We start from the raw sequence: 20,239 nt of genomic DNA on the forward strand, positions 1-20,239 counted from the left end.
GCATTGGCAAGTGATTAGGACATTATGCGTTTAAGCAGCTTAAAACTCTCAGGCTTCAAATCTTTTGCCGATAGTGCAACATTACAATTTAAAGCGAACCGTACCGCAGTCGTGGGTCCCAATGGCTGCGGTAAATCCAATGTGATTGATGCCATTCGTTGGGTGATGGGTGAGTCAAGTGCACGCCAACTGCGTGGCGGTAGCATGCAAGATGTTATTTTTACAGGAACGAGCAAACGCAAACCTGTGGGGATGGCAAGTGTAGAATTACGGTTTGAAAATACCTATGGTAAGCTTGGTGGCACATACAATGCTTATAGTGAATTAGCCGTTCGTCGCCAAGTTAACCGAGATGGTAAATCTGAATATTTTCTCAATGGTACGAAATGTCGCCGCCGTGATATTACTGATATTTTTCTTGGGACAGGTTTAGGTCCACGTTCATATGCGATTATTGAACAAGGGATGATTAACCGTTTGGTTGATGCCAAACCTGAAGAAATGCGTGTATTTATCGAAGAAGCCGCTGGCGTTTCTCGTTACCAAGCCCGTCGTAAAGAAACACTACAACATTTAGAGCACACCACACAAAACCTAGAACGTTTAGAAGATATTTCTAGTGAATTATTGTCACAACTAAAAACGCTTAAACGTCAGTCCGAATCTGCGGTGCAGTACAAAACCTTAGAAACGCAAATTCGTACTTTAAAAGTTGAAATTTTGTCATTTCAATGCGAACAAAGTTCACGTTTACAAGAACAATATGCTGTAGAAATGAATGAATTGGGTGAGCATTTTAAACTCGTCCGTTCAGATATGACGACGTTGGAGCATGACCTTGCTGCGACCAGTGAGTTATTCCAACGTTTGATTCAGCAGTCTTCACCTTTGCAACAAGAATGGCAACAGGCTGAGAAAAAATTGTCAGAATTGAAAATGACTTTGGAACAAAAACAGAGTTTATTTCAACAAAATTCGGAAATGGTGGGGCAATTAGAACAGCAAAAAGTCCAAACCAAAGAACGCATTCAACTGCTCGAGTTGCAATTAGACACTTTATTTACGCAAGTCGATGAACAAAGCCAAACTTTACAAACATTAGAGTCAGAAACGCAGCTCAGTCAGCAAAGCGGTGCAGACCTAAAAGCACAACAAGCTGAAGCACAAAAACAATTTGAACAGATCAAAAACCAAGTTGAAAAGCAGCAACAGCAAAAAGCACAGATGCAAGCCCAGATTGAGCATTTAACGAAAAATGTCAGCCGTCTTGAACAACAAAAAGATACGTTGAAACAACAAGCTGTACAGGTACAAAAGCAATGTCAAAGTGAGGGTTTAAGCCAACTTGAGCAAGAAAAAAATGTACTTCAAGCACAAGTTGTTGAGTTGGAAAATGCAATAGCAGTTGCTAAAACTGAGTCAGAACAGCAGCAAGAGCAATATAACCAACAAAAAACCATCTGTGCACAGCTCAAATCTGAGATTCAAGTTTTACAATCAGAACAGAAAAATCTCAATCAATTGATGGCAAAAAGCACAGTGAAAGCAGATGCGAAAGCGGTGCAATTAATGCAGGTTTTACAGTTAAATGCACAAGGCAAACAACATGCGAACCTTGTGGAAAAGTTTTTAGCAAAATGGTTGTCTGCCCATGTGCTTGATGAGCAGAATGATTTTGTTGAAAGTATTGCACGTCAGTTTAAGGTATCGGTTTGCAAAGATCGTATTCAACTTAACTCATTGCCATGTTTAGCCGATTGGATTGAATCTCCGCATCACTCATTGTGGGCACACGTGGCGATTACAGCGAATTTGGCTGAAGCTTTGAACATGCAAGCTCAATTAAAAACTGGGCAAAGTCTTCTCAGCCTAGATGGTTATCATGTCGGGCAAGATTGGGTAATTGGTTTATTTTATGACGAAGCCAGTCAAGCGGCACAAGGCGCACTGAGTCATCGTATTCGTTTAGATGAAATTGAGCAGAAACTTGCTGAATTACAAGCCCAATTCACCACAGCAGAAGCTTTATTACCACCAGCACAGCAGCAAATTGTAGTATTGAAAAATCAATTGCAACAGCAGCAAGAACAATTGAAAACGCAGCAAAAACAATTGCAAAATCTTGATGTGGTGATTGCTAAACAACAAAGTGCAAGCCAAGCTTTTGATTTACAAAAAGTACAGCTCAATCATCAATTGCAGCAGTTAGAGGAGCAACTTGAAGAAGATGCAATGCAAAAAGATGATTTAGACATTGATCTGCATGCGTTGAGCTTTAAGCTAGAAGAAAATTTACCTGAATATAAAACATGGCAATATCAACTGGATGAGTTGAATGAACAGCTTGAAGCACAGCAACAAACAGCACAAGCCAAACAACAGAACCTAGAGGCGACACGCCGTGTATTAGAACAAAATAAACAACAAACTGAACTTTTGGAAAAAGACCTGAATTTTTCAAAAAGTGCAATATCAGCAAATTTTGGCACAAATGGAACAGTCGAAAAAATTTGTTGATCCAATTCAGCTTGAATTGCCAAGTCTACAAAGCCAATATACTGAGCAATCACAACTGACTGAAAAATTACAAAAGACATGGTCAGATTGGCAAGTTGAACTGAATAGTGTGCAGTCCAAGCAGCAAAAGTTAACGGAAATGCGTCATTTACATCAGCAAAATGATGAAAAATTGCGCACGCAGTTAGAAGAAAAGCGTTTGGCTTGGCAAGTGGCAAAGTCTGATTTGCAACATTATTCAGATCAGCTCAATGCTTTAAATGCCAAAGTCAAACAAGGTTTAAGCATTGATTTGGTTGCTCATCAACAGAACTTAGAAAAGGCACAACGGCAGTTTGAAAAGTTAGGTGCTGTGAATTTGGCAGCTTCGGAAGAATATTTAGAAGTGTCAAAACGTCATGAAGAGCTTAGTCATCAGATGCAAGACTTGGAAAATACTGTGACACAGCTTAAAGATGCGATGAAAAGTATTGATCAAGAAACCAAAAAATTATTCATGAATACTTTTGATCGGGTGAATACTGAGCTAAAAGATTTGTTTCCAAAAGTATTTAATGGCGGTGAAGCAAGTTTAAGCCTTGAAGATGACTGGCAATCGGGTGTTAAATTGATGGCTCGTCCACCGGGGAAACGTAACAGTTCACTGGCATTATTGTCTGGAGGCGAAAAAGCATTAACCGCATTGGCATTGGTATTTTCTATTTTTAGATTAAACCCTGCGCCCTTTTGTGTGTTAGATGAAGTTGATGCGCCGTTAGATGATGCGAATGTAGGAAGATTTTGTAATTTGGTAAAAGAGCTTTCTGAACAGGTACAATTCATTTACATTACGCATAATAAAGTTGCAATGACGATGGCAACCGATTTGCTGGGTGTGACGATGCCCGAACCGGGAACATCAAAACTCGTCACTGTAAATTTGGAAGAGGCAAAAGAATACGGTTTAGCCGCGGAGTCGTAGTATGGAAATCACCACAATCGTTGGGATTGTTGTTGCAGTCATTATTATTCTTATTGGTCTAAGAATGGTTTTACGCAAATCAGATGATGCAGCACCTTCTTTAGAATCAGAGTTGCACATTAACTCAGAAAGTAATAAACCTGTTATTCCACGTCATGTTCGTGATCAACTCCAAGCAGAGACAGAAACCGCTCGAGTAGAACCCAATTTAAATACTTTGGATACTGCACAAGTGGCAGATGCACCTAAAGCTGAACAGAATGCATCTACAGTTGCAACACAGACTGTTGTAGAAGAAAAGGTAGAATCTGTTGTTATTCAAGCGGAAGCTGTTGAAAAATCGGTTGAGACGACTGTAGAAAAAGCAGAAATTGTTGAGAAAACTACAGATGCAGATGTAAAAGCTGAACAAGCAGAAGTGACTGAAACTGAAGTTAAAGACGCGAAAGCTGAAGAATTTAGTTTAAATCCAAATGTGGAAACAGCTGAAATCAAAGAGTTTGATGATGAAAGCAGTATCTTAGATGTACATTTGCATGAACAGCAACGTTTTGATGATGAAAGCACATTAGCGAATGCTGAAAGCATCATTGCACTGAATGTTTATCCAAATCCACGTAAAGCATTGTCAGGTGATAAAACACTAAAAGTATTATTAAAATACGGTTTACGCTATGGTGAATTATCGTGTTTCCATCGTTATGACAATATTGATGAGCCAAGTCCACTGATGTTTTCCGTATTGCGTTTGACGGATGAAGGACCTGTAGGTTTTGATTTGGAAACATTGTCAACTGAGCAAGTCAAAGGTCTGGCATTCTTCTTAGCTTTACCACATAGCAATGTGCAAAAAGGTTTTGATACCATGGCAAGCATTGCTGGTTTAATTGCACGTGAAGTGGATGGTACAGTATATGATGAAAATAATCTGGAATTTACCCCGCAATTAAAAGAGCATTGGCGTCATAAAGCGATAGATTATCGTTCTGAACAAGAAGCTTAAGGTATAGACCTGAGTGGAAAACCCCGTGATTTATGGATGGCGGGGTTTTATTGAAAAATGATAAAAATGTTTTGATTAGAAAATATGAAAAACAAAAAATGATCATGAAGTCTATTTAAAGATCAGTACGACAATTTTTGTCGTAAGGCTTATGGCATTCACTTATATCCTGCAACAAAATTCCTTTATACTTACGATCAAATCTACTTAGGGCGGACTTTTCGCCTGTTTATATGGTGAAAAACAATATGGATAAAACTGCCGTAATTTCTCAAATGCGTCAATTGATTCAAATCTTAGCACAACATAATCATGCCTATTATGTGATGGATGAACCAAGTATTGCTGATAGTGAATATGACCAAATTTTTCATCAGCTAAAAGCATTGGAAGAACAATATCCTGATCTTATTCAGGCAGATACACCAACGAACAAAGTGGGTGGGAAAGCATTGTCTAAATTTGACAATATTACCCATACTGTACCCATGTTATCGTTAGGGAATGTCTTCGATCAAGAAGAATTATTTGCTTTTGCTCGACGTGTGGAAGAGCGCTTACCCAATCAAAAAATAGAATATGATGTTGAATTAAAATTTGATGGATTAGCGATTTCATTATGGTATGAAGATGGTGTGTTAGTCCGTGGCGTGACTCGTGGTGATGGTGAAACAGGTGAAGTCATTACCCAAAATGTGAAAACCATTCGTAATTTACCCAAAGTCTTGGCATCAGATAAAGCGGAAGTGCCACGTTTGCTAGAAGTACGTGGTGAAGTGTTGATGCCTAAAGCAGGCTTTGAAAAACTGAATGCTGAGAATGAAGCCAAAGGTGAAAAAACTTTTGCTAATCCTCGTAATGCCGCAGCAGGAAGTTTACGTCAACTTGATCCAAGTATTGCAGCTGCACGTCCTTTAGCATTTTATGCTTATGGAATCGCACAATGTGAGCCACATCATGGCTTAGACAAAATGTCAGAAAGTTTGGAATGGTTGACTAATTTTGGTTTTGCTATCGGTGAACAACATTTTGTTTGCAGTAGTATTCAAGAAGTTCAAGAAAAATATGAACAAATTAACCAACAACGCCCAAGTTTATCCGTTGAAATTGATGGCATGGTGGTCAAAGTTGATTCACTCAAACAGCAGCAGCAATTGGGCTTTTTAAGTCGTGAACCACGTTGGGCAACAGCATATAAATTCCCTGCGGTTGCAGCATTGACCACAGTGGATAATATCGACTGGCAAGTGGGACGTACAGGTACTTTAACGCCTGTGGCACGTTTAAACCCTGTCGCAGTTGGTGGTGTAACTGTTTCCAATGTCACACTGCATAATATTGGTGAGATCCATCGTTTAGATGTGCGGGTTGGTGATACTGTCAGCGTATATCGTAGTGGTGATGTGATTCCAAAAGTTGAAAAAGTCTGGCTAGAGTTTCGTCCTACCGATGTGGTAGAAGTGACATTGCCTGAAAGTTGTCCTGTCTGTGCTTCGCCTGTGGTGATGCCTGAGGGCGAAGCTTTGGCACGTTGTTCGGGTGGTTTATATTGTGCAGCACAGCGTATAGAGGCGATTCGCCACTTTGTATCTCGTAAAGCGATGGATATAGAAGGTTTGGGTGAACGTTGGGTGGAGTCTCTATTACATCTTGATTTATTGAAAGATGTTGCGGACATTTACCATTTGCATGAACACCGTGAAAAGTTATTAAGCATTGAAAAAATGGGTGAAAAATCAGTTCAGAACCTTTTTGATGCGATTGAAAAGAGTAAAAAAACCACATTATTTGCCTTTATTTATGCTTTGGGTATTCGTGGAGTTGGTGAGAATACCTCAAGAATGTTGGCGCAAACTTTTCAAACTTTTGAGGCTTTACGACAAGCGGATGTAGAAGCATTGAAGAAAACCCCTGATGTTGGTGACATTACCGCAGAATGGATTGCTGATTTCTTCCAAGCACCACATAACCTTGAAGTAATTGATCGTTTGCTTGCAGCTGGCATTCATTGGGATGCGCCAACTGCACCTACTCGTCAGCCTTTAAATGGTGAAAGTTGGGTGATCACAGGAACATTGGCGACCATGGGACGTGATGATGCAACACAAATGTTACAGGCTTTAGGTGCACGAGTCAGTGGCAGTGTTTCGAGTAAAACCAAATGTGTCGTTGCAGGTGAAAAAGCAGGTTCAAAGCTTGAAAAAGCTGAAAAAGCAGGTGTACCAGTATTGACTGAGCAAGAGTTTTTAGAGTTTTTAAAACAATATCAATAAATTTTGAGTGGTACAGAGGAGAGTTTCGGCTCTCCTTTTTAATATGAGTAGAAAAATAATGAAATTTATAATTTGGATCGGATTAGTTACTTTCGCATGTTTTGTTTTATATCGCTGTGATAACACTTTTAACCGTTGTGACCGTACAGCAGTCCTTAATCAGTTAAATGAGGTATTTTACACACAATTAATAAATGAAATAATGCCTTATTTGCTTGAGCGTAATGACGCTTTTGAGCGGGTTTATCTTTATAAAACAGCAGGGAAATGTATAGCAAATACGCAACAAGAAGACTTGAATATGTTGCAGCTTAGTATGTGTGTCCAACAACAAGAAAATACACGAAAGCAAGAAAAAATTATATTTAATCAAATGCTTTTAAAGCTAGAAAATATAAATCAACAAGATCAGCTCACTGAAAATGATCAAATTTATCAATCTGTTTTAATGGGGCAACATAAATTTAAAATTAAAAAGAATTACGAACCACTTGTTCAACAACTTGATTTGTTTTTTGAAAAGAAAGATTTACAGTTGCAAAAATTACTAAAAGATGAACCAGATCTTGCAAAAAGATTATTGAAAAAACAAAAATTTATGATTGAAAGTGGTTTTGAATATAAAAGAGAAGCAATCAATATTTTAAAAACAAAACTACCATTCAATACGCGGACAGCAGAGACATTGGAGTCATGGTCTTTTTTTAAACAGAATGAAGTACGTCAATGTGTAATACAAATCAAGTTACCCAATACTAAAAAAGCATATTTATATTTTGATTCCATTCAAAATGGGGATAGCCAAACACGTAGAATATGGTGGAGCGTTGCATTAGATCATGTGCAAATTGGCTCAAAAAAATATAAAAGTAAAGAAATTGCACCTGCTGTACTTGCACAGCTAGCTGAAGAAAAATCTGAAAAATAACTTTAATTTATTGATTTAAATTTAATTTAGAAATTTATACAGCATGTTTCTAAATGAGAATAATATTTATTATTGTTAAAACAGATGTAAACTTAAAGCAAGATTAAATTTTACAATAAATAAACGAATTGATTGTGAATATAATAATCATTCTCATTAGTAATTGTGTGTTATTTCCATGTTCTCTAAAAAAATATTAGTAAGCTCAATAGGGCTTGCCATGATCACGAGCACGTTTAGCTCGGTTGTGTCAGCAGAAGATGAAGTTGCCACTTTACCTGAAGTGGTTCTGCAAGCGCAAAAACAAAAAAATAATGAGACTTTCGCCAATGGGCAACTCAAACAACAGACCAATTTAGGTCCATTGGGCAATAAAAAAATTGTCGATACACCATTTAGCATCGCTTCATATAGCGAACAACTCATTCAAGAACAACAAGCATCAACTGTGGGGGATGTACTCAAAAATGACCCAAGTATTCGTATCACAAGTAATCAAGGACATTTAAATGAAAACTTTAAAATCCGTGGTTTTGATTTAAATCACGAAGACATGGCTTATAACGGCTTGTTTGGAATTGCACCGTATGGACGTGTGCCCACTGAATTCTTAGACAGCGTTACAGTGCTAAAAGGTCCAAATGCTTTGGTTTCAGGTGTAGCACCAACAGGTAGTGTCGGTGGCGTTGTCATTGCTAACTCTAAACGTGCTGACAAAGAAGTCACACAAGTGTCAGGCTCTTTTGAAGATGAAGGTTTTTACAAATCAGGTTTTGATATTTCACGCCGTTTTGGTGAGAACAAAGAATTTGGTTTGCGTGTCAATGGTACATATGGTCAAGGTGAACATACCATTGATGGTATGGATGATCGCCACATTTCAGGGGCAATCGCTGCGGACTATACCACAGACAAAGTGAAAATTAACTTTGATTCCTATGCTGTACGTGATGACCGAGATGGTGGTTCACCTGCCATGGTTTCTATGCAAAAGTTGGATCATGTTGTGAAAGCACCTGTAGGGGATTCCAATTATTTTCCACATTTACAAGGTCATACAGAAAGTAATTTTGTTGGTTTATCTGGGGAATATAAATTTACGCCAGATCTAAAAGCATTTGCAGGTGTGGGCTATATTGAAAAACAATATGCAGGGCATTTATTTGGCACACGCATGATTTTACAAAATGCACAAGGCGATGCGACCTCGCAATATTACCGTGTTGGTTCACAAGAACAAAATACGTCTGCCAATGCAGGTTTTGAAGCAAAATTTGATACAGGTTCAATTAAACATACTTTAGGTTTAAGAGCTGATTATTTAAACCGTAAATTTGATCAACATAAAGGGCAAGGTGCAACAGCTGTTCCATTTAATACCAATATTTATAACCCATCACATGAAGGCAATATGCCACTGTTAAGACCTGAAATTGCACCAATGGGGGATAATGACTATGTCAGTTATACCTTAACAGATCAGCTTTCGATGTTAGATGATCGTTTACAGTTGATTTTGGGGGCACGTTATCAAGACATTGATACGAAAAATTTACAGAAAAAAACAGCATATAGCGAAGATAAAGTTTCACCAAGTTTAGGCATTGTGGTGAAACCATTTGGTGAGAATCTGTCATTGTATGCAAGTTATGTCGAAGGATTATCTGAAGGCTCAACCGTTGACAGTACGTTAAGCAACGATGCCAATGCAGGTGTAACATTTGCACCATTCCAAACCAAACAATATGAGGTTGGGGCAAAATATCAAGCAGGTAAATGGCTCAATACTTTGGCACTTTATCAAATTGAAAAGCCAAGTACGATGGTGATGCCATATTCAAGTACAACAAATGATAAAATTAATCAAATCACTACGGATGATGCTGAAACACGTTCACGTGGCGTAGAGTGGGCGATTTCAGGTGAAGTCATTGATGGTTTAAATTTATTGGGTAATGTTGCTTATAATGATTCTGAATTAACCAAAGCAGCAGTGAGCAAAGGCGTCACCAATGAAGGCAATACGGTATATGGTGTACCTGAATGGACAGCATCAGTCGGTTTGGACTATGCAATTCCATTTATTGACGGTTTAAATGTTAATACCCGTGTCAACTATGTTGGCAAACAGTATATGAATAATGCCAATACTTTAGAACTTCCTGATTTTACCATTGTTGATGTGGGTGCACGTTATAAGACTAAGCTGGGTGGTGTAGATACGACTTTCCTTGTAAATGTTGATAATGTTTCAGACAAAAAATATTGGGAAGGAATGTTTACTGAAAACTATGCTTTAGTGGGTGGTGCACGTACTTATAAAGCAGGGGTAACTTTTGACTTCTAAAAGAGGGTCTTTTGATGACTGAATGCATCGTCTAGGATCAATTGAAATATAGCCCATTTTTAATATTGAGAAATGGGCTATATTTTTAAATAGGATTACATTACATACAGCTATGAAAGCTTGCTAGAAAGTCATGATGTTGATTTTAAATTATGCGTATTCTCATTTAAAATACTTGAAATAAGACACATTCCTAATCGTTACAAATTTTAAAATTGACGAATTTGCTCAGATTTATACTTTTGCCATCTCTAAAAAGTTTGCAAAGGCTTATTTTTTATCTAAAAAATTTATGAATGTGACTGTAAATGCGTATGTTTCTCATTTTAATTTTATAAAAATCATAAACTTACACATTTTATTTTTTGCATTGTATGGAAAAATTGTCCATAATACAGCAAAAGGGTATGGAGTAATTGAAATGCGTGGCAATCCAGAAGTTGTAGACTATCTAAACATGTTGATCGGTGGTGAACTGGCTGCTCGTGATCAATATTTGATCCATTCTCGTATGTACGAAGACTGGGGTTTAAGCAAAATTTTCGAACGTATTGACCATGAAAGCCAAGAAGAAGGCGCACATGCAGATGCTTTGATTCGCCGTGTATTGTTCCTTGATGGCACACCCAACATGGATCGTGATGACATCGAAGTTGGTACAGATGTAGTGACTTGCTTAAAAGCAGACTTGGCACTTGAATATCATGTACGTGAAAAGTTAGCGCAAGGCGTGAAGCTGTGTGAAGAAAAAGGCGATTATGTCACGCGTGATATGCTTCGTCAGCAAATGTCGGATACTGAAGAAGATCATACGTATTGGTTAGAAAAACAAATGCGTTTGATTGAGTTGATTGGTCTACCAAACTATATTCAATCTCAAATGTAAGATTACTTTGTTCATTCCTTCTCCTTGAGGAGAAGGTTGGGATGAGGTGGAATAAAAGCCTTTAGGTAAATGTCTAAAGGCTTTTTTATTGGATATTGTCCGTCAGTTTAGTTTTTAAATCCTCCCCAACCCTCCTTTTTCAAAGGAGGGATGAGTAGCTCAGCTGCGCAAGATTACTAAAAAATTATTTTAGTTACAAGAAGTTCCCCTCTTTTCCTTGCGCCATATATGGCTCAGGGTTAGGGGAGATTTTAGGAATTTTTCCAATAATTTTGCTTAACTGATCAGCATTCTTTTTATGGGCTACTTTTTAGAAAACTTTTGAATATCTGCTAAAACTTGCCCTGCATGGGTTTGTGTATTCACACTGCTATAGTGATAGGTCACAATGCCTTGTGGATCAATCAGAAAGGTTTCCCTTTTGGCGATTTTTGTAATACCAAGATTTCGAATAATCCCCAATTGACTTGCAAGTTGATGATCATTGTCAGCAAGGATTGGAAAGTTTAAACCTAATTTTTCAGAGAATTTTTGATGTGACTCAACATCATCTAAACTTACGCCTAAAACCACGGCATTATTTTTGATAAATTGTGGATAAAGCGTTTTAAATTGATTGGCTTCTTGGGTACAACCTGGTGAGTTATCTTTTGGATAAAAATAGAGTACGACCCATTTGCCTTTATATTGGCTGAGTTCATGCCATTTTGCATTTTGATCTTGTAATTTAAAACTTGGTGCAGGTTTGCCTACCCATTGTTTTTGATCTGAATCTACTTTGGAAAAAATTGAGTTTTCAGCTTGGGCGAAATTAAACATGCCTAATGTAGAAATGGAAAGTAGGCTCATACTTACGAGTTTAACGAATTTCATTACAGATTTTTCCTACATTTAAGCTGTTTTGATCATAGCAAATTTTAGATTTCATGCGTGATGAAAAATGTTGGTATTTATGCGAAATAAATTTATGATCTATTCTCACATTTTCAATAAATACAACGAGAAAAACAATGGATGTCGGTGCAGTGCTGATTAAATTAAAAGGCAATTCAATGCAGAATGTTGAAGCATGGCAGGCTGAATTGAATGCACGAAAAGCTGAGGCGATTGAAACTTTAAAAGCTGAAGGTGTTTTTGTTGAATCATGGTTTCATGTGGCACTTGAGGGGCAGGATTATTTGATTGCTTATATGCGAGCAGAAGACATTGCTAAAGCGCAACAAGTCGGACGTGAAAGTCAGTTTCCAATAGATGCGATGCATAAACAGTTTAAGCAAAATTGGGAAAAGGGTTATAAAGCAACGTTGTTGGTGGATTTGGATAATGATGAAAAATAAAGAATTAACCAATATACAGAACAATATTTTCCCTTAAATCGAAAATTGAATTTATAGATTTAATTAACAGATTTAGTCGTTCAGAAAAATAAGCTATTTCAGAATCGAGCAATGAAATCAAATTTAGATTGTTTAATAATAAATTGAGTTCAGTCAATACGTTATTTTTATCTGAGAAACTAATGAAAATACCTGTCTGAAAAATTGGAACCCATTCTAATTTTAAGGTTTTAGCTAAAGGTTGCCAAGCTTTAGTGAAAAAAGCTTCTGTGGAAATGGGAATAGTACTTTGTTCTATCTCATTTATTGGATTCTCTATCATTAAAACGATAGTCATTACTTTCTTTCTGAAGATGATTGTTGTTGAACTTTAAGCATGATCTAATAAAGTTTCAAGAATGACAATGTAGTTTATTTTCAATTGAACCAAAAAATTTTACTCATCACAGGTTGGGGCGGTGGTACTAAACTACTCAGCGCCTTACAGCAAGCTTTACAAAACCAAGGACATGAAGTTGAACTGATCAATATTTTCAATGCTTTGGATAATGCAGAATTGCAACGCCAAACTGAAAAAGCCAAAGATTTTGATGTGATCATCGGATGGTCTTTGGGTGGGCAACTTGCCACATTATTGGTTGATCAAATTTCCAAGCAATACCAACAACACAAAGTGCTGATTACATTAGCATCCAATCCATGTTTTGTTGCCAATGCTGAATGGCAAACAGCTATGCCACAAACAACATTCCAAAGTTTTAAACAATCCTTTGAAGCTGACGCAATTGCGACCTTAAAGAAATTTGGCTACATGGTCTGCCAAGGTGTAGAAAGTACCAAAGCAGATTTTGTAAAGTTGCAAAGTTTGATACAGGCACAGAAGATTGAGCTATTACAAGATGGGTTAAACTTGTTGGAAAATTTAAATCTTGTTGATATTCTGAAAAATTATGTAGGTCAGCAATATCATATCTTCGGAAAACAGGATTATTTAGTTAGTTACAAAGTCTTGGAGAATCTGCAAAAATTAGACGCAAAGTTTTTAGAAGCTGAGTTAATCAGTGGCTCACATGGTTTGCCTGTTTTCCAAGTTGATCTAATTACTGACAAAATCTGCCAATATTTACAAAAAATAAAGCAAACATCCTGATAAGTGGTGCATCTCGCAATTTATTTATCATTCATGCAGGTTTAAGATCTGTAAAATAGATTTATTGTGATAGATGTACATGGAGTTAAGGATGACCGATTCAAATACTGAATCAAACCAAACATTAGATGATTCGTTGAATGATCAACTCAGTGATCAGGCATTTGATCAACAACATATTTGGCATCCTTATACGTCTATGACCAACCCGCTACCGACGTTTAAAGTGAAAAGGGCACACGGTGCGATCATTGAACTTGAAGATGGTCGGCAGTTGATTGATGGCATGTCGTCATGGTGGTGTGCGATACATGGTTATAACCATCCTGAGCTGAATCAGGCAGTGACTGATCAACTGCAAAATATGTCGCACATCATGTTTGGTGGCTTTACCCATGATCCTGCGATTCAATTGGGTAAATTACTACTCAAATCACGCCTCCGAGTTTGGATAAAATTTTCTATGCCGATTCAGGTTCTGTTGCTGTAGAAGTGGCGCTGAAAATGGCAGTTCAGTTTTGGTCTGCGCAAGGCAAAATTGCTAAGACCAACTTTGTTACACCGCGCTCAGGCTATCATGGTGATACATGGAATGCGATGTCGGTGTGTGATCCTGTCACAGGTATGCATCAGATTTTTGGTTCAAGTTTACCGAATCGGATTTTTGTACCTGCACCACAAACAGCTTTTGATGAGGAATGGAAACCATCTGACATTGCCGAACTCGAAAAAACCTTAGCAGAACAACATCAGAATATTGCTGCACTTATTCTTGAACCAATTGTACAAGGTGCAGGCGGTATGCGTTTTTATCATCCTGAATATTTACGTCAAGCCAAATTGCTTTGTGAAAAATACAATATCCTGCTGATTTTCGATGAAATCGCCACAGGTTTTGGACGTACAGGCAAGCTTTTTGCATGGGAATGGGCAGGTGTAGAGCCTGACATTATGTGTATCGGCAAAGGTTTGACAGGTGGTTATATGACTTTATCAGCGACGCTGACCACAAAAAAAGTAGCGGAAACCATTAGTCAGGGTGAAGCGGGTGTGTTTATGCATGGTCCAACTTTTATGGCAAATCCCTTGGCATGTGCGGTGGCGGTACGAAGTACAGAATTGCTCATTTCTCAGGATTGGCAAGCGAATATTCAGCGCATTGAACAGCAACTATCAAGTCATTTACAGCCTTTGGCACAGCTTGAATTTGTCAATAACGTGCGTGTTTTAGGTGCAATCGGCGTGGTGGAATTGACCTTTAACGTCGATATGAAAACCCTGCAACAAGAGTTTGTGCGCCGTGGGATTTGGATTCGCCCATTCGGCAAACTGGTCTATGTGATGCCGCCTTATGTTATTTCCGAAAATGAATTAAAAACACTGTTAGAACAACTGGTTGAAGTGGTTGAAAACATGAAAAATGCTATGGAGAATGCATTGTGAGTCATTTACTGGAGCATTTTTCAGCACAACTGAATCAACTGAAACAACAGGGAAATTTTCGTCAATTTACGTCCAATATTCAGCAAGATCGTTATATTCAGATTGATGGTCGGAACATGCTCAATTTCGCATCGAATGACTATTTGGGTTTAAATTCTGACCTGCAATTACGTGAACAGTTTTTTGATGAAACACCGAATGATCAACGCTGGATGAGTTCGACATCTTCACGCTTACTCACAGGAAATTTTCCTGAATATGAACAGCTTGAAGCGAGTTTAGGTCAGGCTTTTCATGGTCGTGCTGCACTGTTATTTAACAGTGGTTATCACATGAATATTGGAATTTTACCTGCGCTTGCAGACAGTAAAACTTTGATTCTTGCTGACAAGCTGATTCACGCAAGTATGATTGATGGGATTCGATTATCCACTGCAAAATATGTGCGTTATCGTCATAATGATTTGGCTCATCTGACTCAACTTTTACATAAATATCATGAAGATGAAGCCTTTGAACGCATCATTGTAGTGACTGAATCTATTTTCAGTATGGATGGTGATGAAACAGATTTGGCTGAACTGGTTCGGATTAAAAAGCAATTCTCCAAAGTCATGCTCTATGTCGATGAAGCGCATGCAATCGGTGTGCGTGGCGAGCAGGGTCTAGGCTGTGCGGAACAATATGGCGTGATCAATGACATTGATCTTTTGGTTGGGACATTTGGTAAAGCGATTGCTTCAGTCGGTGGATATTTGATTTGTCATGTAATTATTCGGGATTATTTGATTAATGCGATGCGTCCATTGATCTTCAGTACTGCACAACCACCGATCTGTATGGCATGGACAAATTTTATTTTTCAGAAAGTGTTGAACTTAAATTCACAACGTCAGCATTTACAACAGCTCAGCACATATTTACAACAAGCTGTGATTAATCAAGGTTTTGATTGTCCTTCAAGTTCGCATATCGTTCCTGTGATTATCGGTGAATCTACCAAAACAGTGGCAAAAGCCAAAGCGTTGCAGGATGTGGGTTTTTACATCATGCCTGTACGTCCACCGACAGTGCCACAAAACAGTTCACGTTTACGCATTTCACTCACTGCACAAATCAAGCAATCTGAGCTTGAGCAACTTGTGACTTTGTTGTGAACTGATGATGAATATTGTAATGAAAAATCCACAACATATTGATAAAACGCAAGTGGCGTTGCGCTTTGCACAAGCAGGGCAAAGCTATCCTGAACATGCAATTGTGCAACGCAAAATTGCACAGCAATTATTTGATTTAATCGCACAATATAGTCCTAAGCAGTTAAATCAGGTTTTTGAAATGGGGTGTGGTTCGGGTAATTTAAGTCATCTACTCATTGAAAATTTACAGATCAAGCATCTGATTTTGAATGATCTCTATTCAGAAGTTCAGCAACATTTTCAGTCAGATCAGATTCAAGCAGTTCAAACTCAGCCAAAGATTGAGTTCCTGATTGGCGATATTGAACAGTTGAATTTTCCTCAAAATAACGACCTGATTGCCTCAAGTTCTGTTCTGCAATGGATGAGTGATTTAGGTGCTGTATTCACCAAAGCACGACACAGTTTAAATCCTCAAGCATTGTTGTGTTTTTCGACTTTTGGTCAGCAGAATTTACAGGAAATTAAAGCTTTAACAGGGCAGGGCTTGGATTATTTAAGCCTTGAAAATATTCAGGAAAAGCTACTAAAAAATGGTTTTGAAATTCTGCATATTTCCGAACAGATTGAAGCTTTAAATTTCGAACATCCAAAGCAAATTTTGCAACATTTAAAAGCCACAGGTGTCACTGCTACGGCTTCAAACTTCCGCTGGACAAAGCAAAGTTTGCAGGATTTTTATTTGAATTATCAGCAGTTTTTAACACAGGATGAATTGGGTAAAGCGTCATATCCTTTGTCTTATCATCCGATTTATTGTATCGCGCGGAGAATGCCATGACAGGTTCAGTTTACTTCATCAGTGGAATCGATACAGGCATTGGCAAAACCTACACCACAGGCTATTTAGCAAAGTTATGGAATGCGCAAGGTAAGAAAACCATCACGCAAAAACTGATTCAAACGGGTAATGTGGATATTTCAGAAGACATTGAGCAGCATCGTGAAATCATGGGTATGGGCTGGTTTCCTGAAGATGACAGTAAACTGACCATGCCTGAAATTTTTACTTATCCTGCATCGCCACACTTGGCAACCAAAATTGATGGTCGTGAGATTGATTTTCAAAAAATAGAAAATGCGACTGCTCAACTTGCTGAAAAGTATGAGGTTGTCTTGCTCGAAGGTGCAGGCGGTTTGATGGTGCCGTTAACCACAGAACTACTTACAATTGATTATGTAGCTGAGAAAAAATTGCCTGTGATTCTCGTGACTTCAGGGCGTTTGGGCAGTATTAACCATACGATCTTGAGTCTGGAAGCATTGAAAAGTCGTGGTTTGGAACTTTATGCATTGGCTTATAACTTAAAAGATCAATCTCAGGATAAACTGATTTCCAAAGATACTGCGGAATATTTAAAAACTTATTTGGCTAAACATTTTCCAAACAGTATTTGGATGGATATTCCTGTAATTTAAACAGAAATATTTTTTGCAGAATAAAAAATGAAAGTTGTGATTGGTGATTGTTGGTACTTGCTGAGCAGGGACAGTTTGATGTAATTGTACATGGCTGTAACTGCTTTTGTACGATGGGTGCAGGCATTGCCAAAGCGATTAAAGCACAATTCCCTGAAGCCTATCAGGCTGATTTACAAACTATTTCAGGTGATCGGGAAAAGTTGGGCAGTTATTCGCAAGCCAAGATTCAGCGTGATGGTGTTGAGTTTATTATCATCAATGCGTATAGCCAATTTGATTGGCGTGGGCGTGGTCTAAAAGCCGATTACGATGCTATTCGGCAGGTTTTTCAAGGAATTAAAGCTGAATTTTCAGGCTTGAAAATCGCTTATCCTTTGATTGGTGCAGGTTTGGCGCATGGTGATTGGTCAATTATTTCTCAAATCATTGAGGATGAATTACAAGGTGAAGCGCATACTTTGGTAAAATTATCAGACAGTTAAATTTGAGTTTGGACTCATTTGAAAAGTATAGGTTTGATCATGACAGATTTAGATTTCCTTAGCCAAGCCATTCATCTTGCCAAAGTCAATGTGGAACAAGGTGGTCGTCCTTTTGGTGCCGTGATTGTCAAAAATGGCACAGTGATCAGTACAGGTGTTAATCAGATATTGACGACAGGCGATCCAACCTCACATGCGGAACTGAATGCTTTACGTCAGGCAGCGCAAAATCTAAAAAGCACCTCGCTGAAAGATTGTGTGGTCTATGCAAGTGGACAGCCTTGCCCAATGTGTTTGGCAGCACTACGAATGGCGGGTGTGGAAAAAATTGTCTATGCCTATTCCAATGCAGATGCTGAACCTTTTGGTCTGTCTACTGCAAAAATCGCTGAAAGTTTAAGAGATGAACCGCATGTACAACAAGGTTTGAGTTATGCACAACTGCAAGCAGATGTACCTTTTCATTTATATGAACTTTGGCAACAACATTCAAAATAATCAGGGAAATGTGTGGTTGGTGATATATTGATTCAGCAGCTTAAAAGAGCTGCATTGCTTGAAAATTTTAAAATCATAAAAAATGTAAAGTTATTACAAAATCAGCTTTTTAAATATTGAAAAGTCATCTATATTTTATATGTTTCGTGTATTTTTTAGTCGATAAACACTGTGAAGTGAAAATAAGCAGACAAAAATTAAGAGGTGAAACAATGTCTGGATGGTATGAAATTAGTCAAGCAAAAGATGGTCAGTATCGCTTTGTTTTAAAAGCAGGAAATGGGGAAGTGATTCTAACCAGTGAGCTTTATAAAGCAAAAGCATCAGCACAAAATGGTATTGCTTCAGTACAGAAGAATAGCCCCGATGATGGTCGTTATGATCGTTTAGAGGCAAAAAATGGTAAGCCTTATTTTAATTTAAAAGCAGCAAATCATCAGATTATTGGGTCGAGTCAATTTTATTCAGGTGATGCAGCACGAGATAACGGCATTGAATCTGTGAAGAAAAATGGAGTTTCTGAAACAATTAAGGATTTAACAGAAGAAGCATCGGGCTGAATTTCAAAAGTATTTGGTGTCAGAGAAAGTTTATTTAGAAAATATTGCATAAAAAACACTATCGAAATAGTGGTTTTTTATTATTTCTATAACGCTCAATTAAGGTTTATTAAAACCTTTTTTTAAACCAAATGGTTTGCGCTGTGAAAATTTATTCTCATCACGGTTTTGGCTATTAAAGTTATTGCCATTACGATCTCGGTTGCTTTCAGTACGTGGTGCAGAACGTTCAGTACGGAAGTCGTTGCGATCACGATTGCCCTCAAAACGTGGTGCAGGACGTTCAGCACGGAAGTCATTACGGTCACGGTTACCATAAGCAGGACGCTCAGAACGTGTGTCTTGGCGATGATTTTGATAGCCTTGATCTTCATGAGCATTTTCACTATCACGGCGCTGTTGGCGTAAATAACCACCACGACGTGCTGTCATCGGTTTGTCTTGCATACGTTCATTACGACGTTTTGCCATACCGTATAAACCTGTGCCTTGACGAGGTTTAAGCTCAACAGTTTTTGCTAAATTGTCGATGTCTTGTTTATCAAGTTCCATCCAACGACCTGTACGAAGTTCACGTGGTAAAATCACTGTGCCATAACGTGTACGTAATAATCGACTTACTTTCAAACCTTGAGATTCAAAAATACGACGAACCTCACGGTTACGACCTTCTTTTACTACCACTTGATACCAACGGTTGATTCCTTCACCACCAATTTCAGTAAATGATTCAAACTTAGCAGGACCATCGTCTAAAACAACACCATTGAGCATGTTTTTACGCAATTCAGGAGTGACTTCACCCATAACACGCACAGCATATTCACGTTCAATTTCATTTGACGGGTGCATTAGACGATTGGCAAGTTCACCATCATTGGTAAACAATAACAAACCTGTTGAGTTAATATCCAAACGACCCACCATCACCCAACGGTCATTGGCAATCGGAGGTAAATGTTCAAATACAGTAGGACGTGATTCAGGGTCGTTACGTGAACAAATTTCGCCTTCAGGTTTATAATAAATCAACACACGACGACGAATTTCATCTTCAATTTGGAACTGAACCTTACGACCATCAATGCGAAGCTCATCGGTTGGTTCGATACGTTCACCCACTTGAGCAACTTGACCGTTGACACTCACACGACCGGCAGCAATGACCTCTTCCATATAACGGCGAGAGCCTAATCCTACTCGTGCGAGTACCTTTTGCAACTTTTCACTCAT

The 20,239-nt window shown here is 38.2% G+C and carries 17 protein-coding genes and 2 pseudogenes; 16 read left to right on the plus strand and 3 right to left on the minus strand.

Features of this window, described 5'->3' with window-relative positions; translation table 11 throughout:
* Positions 1–24: 24 nt before the first annotated feature.
* From AVJ19_RS02515 to ftn, 7 genes are all read left to right on the plus strand, one after another.
* Positions 25–2,517: an AAA family ATPase gene (locus tag AVJ19_RS02515; RefSeq protein WP_416240562.1), complete on the plus strand. Its 2,493-nt coding sequence runs from the start codon at positions 25–27 to the stop codon at positions 2,515–2,517.
* On the plus strand, positions 2,465–3,478 hold the full coding sequence (locus AVJ19_RS22850) for a hypothetical protein (RefSeq protein ID WP_416240563.1): 1,014 nt from the start codon (positions 2,465–2,467) through the stop codon (positions 3,476–3,478). Before AVJ19_RS02515 ends, AVJ19_RS22850 begins: the two co-directional genes overlap by 53 nt.
* 1 nt (position 3,479) lies before the next feature.
* Complete coding sequence (locus AVJ19_RS02520; RefSeq protein WP_111858239.1) at positions 3,480–4,481, plus strand: cell division protein ZipA C-terminal FtsZ-binding domain-containing protein; 1,002 nt, start codon at positions 3,480–3,482, stop codon at positions 4,479–4,481.
* A gap of 248 nt (positions 4,482–4,729) precedes the next feature.
* Positions 4,730–6,754, plus strand: coding sequence for an NAD-dependent DNA ligase LigA (gene ligA, locus AVJ19_RS02525; protein WP_111858267.1), 2,025 nt, complete (start codon positions 4,730–4,732; stop codon positions 6,752–6,754).
* Between the two features lie 58 nt (positions 6,755–6,812).
* On the plus strand, positions 6,813–7,682 hold the full coding sequence (locus AVJ19_RS02530) for a hypothetical protein (RefSeq protein ID WP_162626522.1): 870 nt from the start codon (positions 6,813–6,815) through the stop codon (positions 7,680–7,682).
* 220 nt (positions 7,683–7,902) lie between these two features.
* Positions 7,903–10,029: a TonB-dependent receptor gene (locus AVJ19_RS02535; protein WP_416240564.1), complete on the plus strand. Its 2,127-nt coding sequence runs from the start codon at positions 7,903–7,905 to the stop codon at positions 10,027–10,029.
* Between the two features lie 421 nt (positions 10,030–10,450).
* Positions 10,451–10,915 carry a heteropolymeric bacterioferritin subunit Ftn gene (ftn, locus tag AVJ19_RS02540; RefSeq protein ID WP_111858269.1) on the plus strand — a complete coding sequence of 155 codons (465 nt, stop codon included), beginning with the start codon at positions 10,451–10,453 and terminating at the stop codon, positions 10,913–10,915.
* A 303-nt stretch (positions 10,916–11,218) separates the two neighbouring features.
* Here the strand turns inward: ftn and AVJ19_RS02545 are convergent, their stop codons facing one another.
* A complete protein-coding gene (locus AVJ19_RS02545; RefSeq protein ID WP_111858241.1) occupies positions 11,219–11,788 on the minus strand; it encodes a peroxiredoxin in 570 nt (189 codons plus the stop codon).
* 137 nt (positions 11,789–11,925) lie between these two features.
* Between AVJ19_RS02545 and AVJ19_RS02550 the strand changes: the two genes are divergently transcribed.
* Positions 11,926–12,252 carry a DUF6176 family protein gene (locus AVJ19_RS02550; RefSeq protein ID WP_111858242.1) on the plus strand — a complete coding sequence of 109 codons (327 nt, stop codon included), beginning with the start codon at positions 11,926–11,928 and terminating at the stop codon, positions 12,250–12,252.
* A 4-nt stretch (positions 12,253–12,256) separates the two neighbouring features.
* Here AVJ19_RS02550 and AVJ19_RS02555 read toward each other — a convergent pair whose 3' ends face one another.
* Positions 12,257–12,589 (minus strand): hypothetical protein, encoded by a 333-nt coding sequence (locus AVJ19_RS02555; RefSeq protein ID WP_111858243.1) that lies wholly within the window; start codon positions 12,587–12,589, stop codon positions 12,257–12,259.
* Between the two features lie 84 nt (positions 12,590–12,673).
* Between AVJ19_RS02555 and AVJ19_RS02560 the strand changes: the two genes are divergently transcribed.
* From AVJ19_RS02560 to AVJ19_RS02595, 8 genes and pseudogenes are all read left to right on the plus strand, one after another.
* The gene (locus tag AVJ19_RS02560) at positions 12,674–13,402 is read left to right on the plus strand and encodes a hydrolase (RefSeq protein WP_111858244.1); all 729 of its coding nucleotides are present in this window, start codon (positions 12,674–12,676) and stop codon (positions 13,400–13,402) included.
* Between the two features lie 199 nt (positions 13,403–13,601).
* A pseudogene (bioA, locus tag AVJ19_RS02565) lies at positions 13,602–14,845 on the plus strand (adenosylmethionine--8-amino-7-oxononanoate transaminase).
* Positions 14,842–16,002, plus strand: coding sequence for an 8-amino-7-oxononanoate synthase (locus AVJ19_RS02570; RefSeq protein WP_171334151.1), 1,161 nt, complete (start codon positions 14,842–14,844; stop codon positions 16,000–16,002). The pseudogene bioA and the gene AVJ19_RS02570 overlap by 4 nt, the downstream one beginning before the upstream one ends.
* Before the next feature lie 19 nt (positions 16,003–16,021).
* Positions 16,022–16,825, plus strand: coding sequence for a malonyl-ACP O-methyltransferase BioC (bioC, locus tag AVJ19_RS02575; protein ID WP_111858270.1), 804 nt, complete (start codon positions 16,022–16,024; stop codon positions 16,823–16,825).
* On the plus strand, positions 16,822–17,463 hold the full coding sequence (gene bioD, locus AVJ19_RS02580; protein ID WP_111858246.1) for a dethiobiotin synthase: 642 nt from the start codon (positions 16,822–16,824) through the stop codon (positions 17,461–17,463). Before bioC ends, bioD begins: the two co-directional genes overlap by 4 nt.
* Before the next feature lie 47 nt (positions 17,464–17,510).
* Complete coding sequence (locus tag AVJ19_RS02585) at positions 17,511–17,948, plus strand: macro domain-containing protein (RefSeq protein ID WP_228203267.1); 438 nt, start codon at positions 17,511–17,513, stop codon at positions 17,946–17,948.
* Between the two features lie 39 nt (positions 17,949–17,987).
* Positions 17,988–18,446 carry a nucleoside deaminase gene (locus AVJ19_RS02590; RefSeq protein ID WP_111858248.1) on the plus strand — a complete coding sequence of 153 codons (459 nt, stop codon included), beginning with the start codon at positions 17,988–17,990 and terminating at the stop codon, positions 18,444–18,446.
* A gap of 212 nt (positions 18,447–18,658) precedes the next feature.
* On the plus strand, positions 18,659–19,006 hold the full coding sequence (locus tag AVJ19_RS02595; protein WP_111858249.1) for a YegP family protein: 348 nt from the start codon (positions 18,659–18,661) through the stop codon (positions 19,004–19,006).
* Positions 19,007–19,387: 381 nt separating this feature from the next.
* Here the strand turns inward: AVJ19_RS02595 and rluB are convergent.
* A pseudogene (gene rluB, locus AVJ19_RS02600) lies at positions 19,388–20,239 on the minus strand (23S rRNA pseudouridine(2605) synthase RluB); the annotation flags it as partial.

The sequence above is a fragment of the Acinetobacter sp. CFCC 10889 genome, from assembly GCF_003268395.1.
Classification (GTDB): domain Bacteria; phylum Pseudomonadota; class Gammaproteobacteria; order Pseudomonadales; family Moraxellaceae; genus Acinetobacter.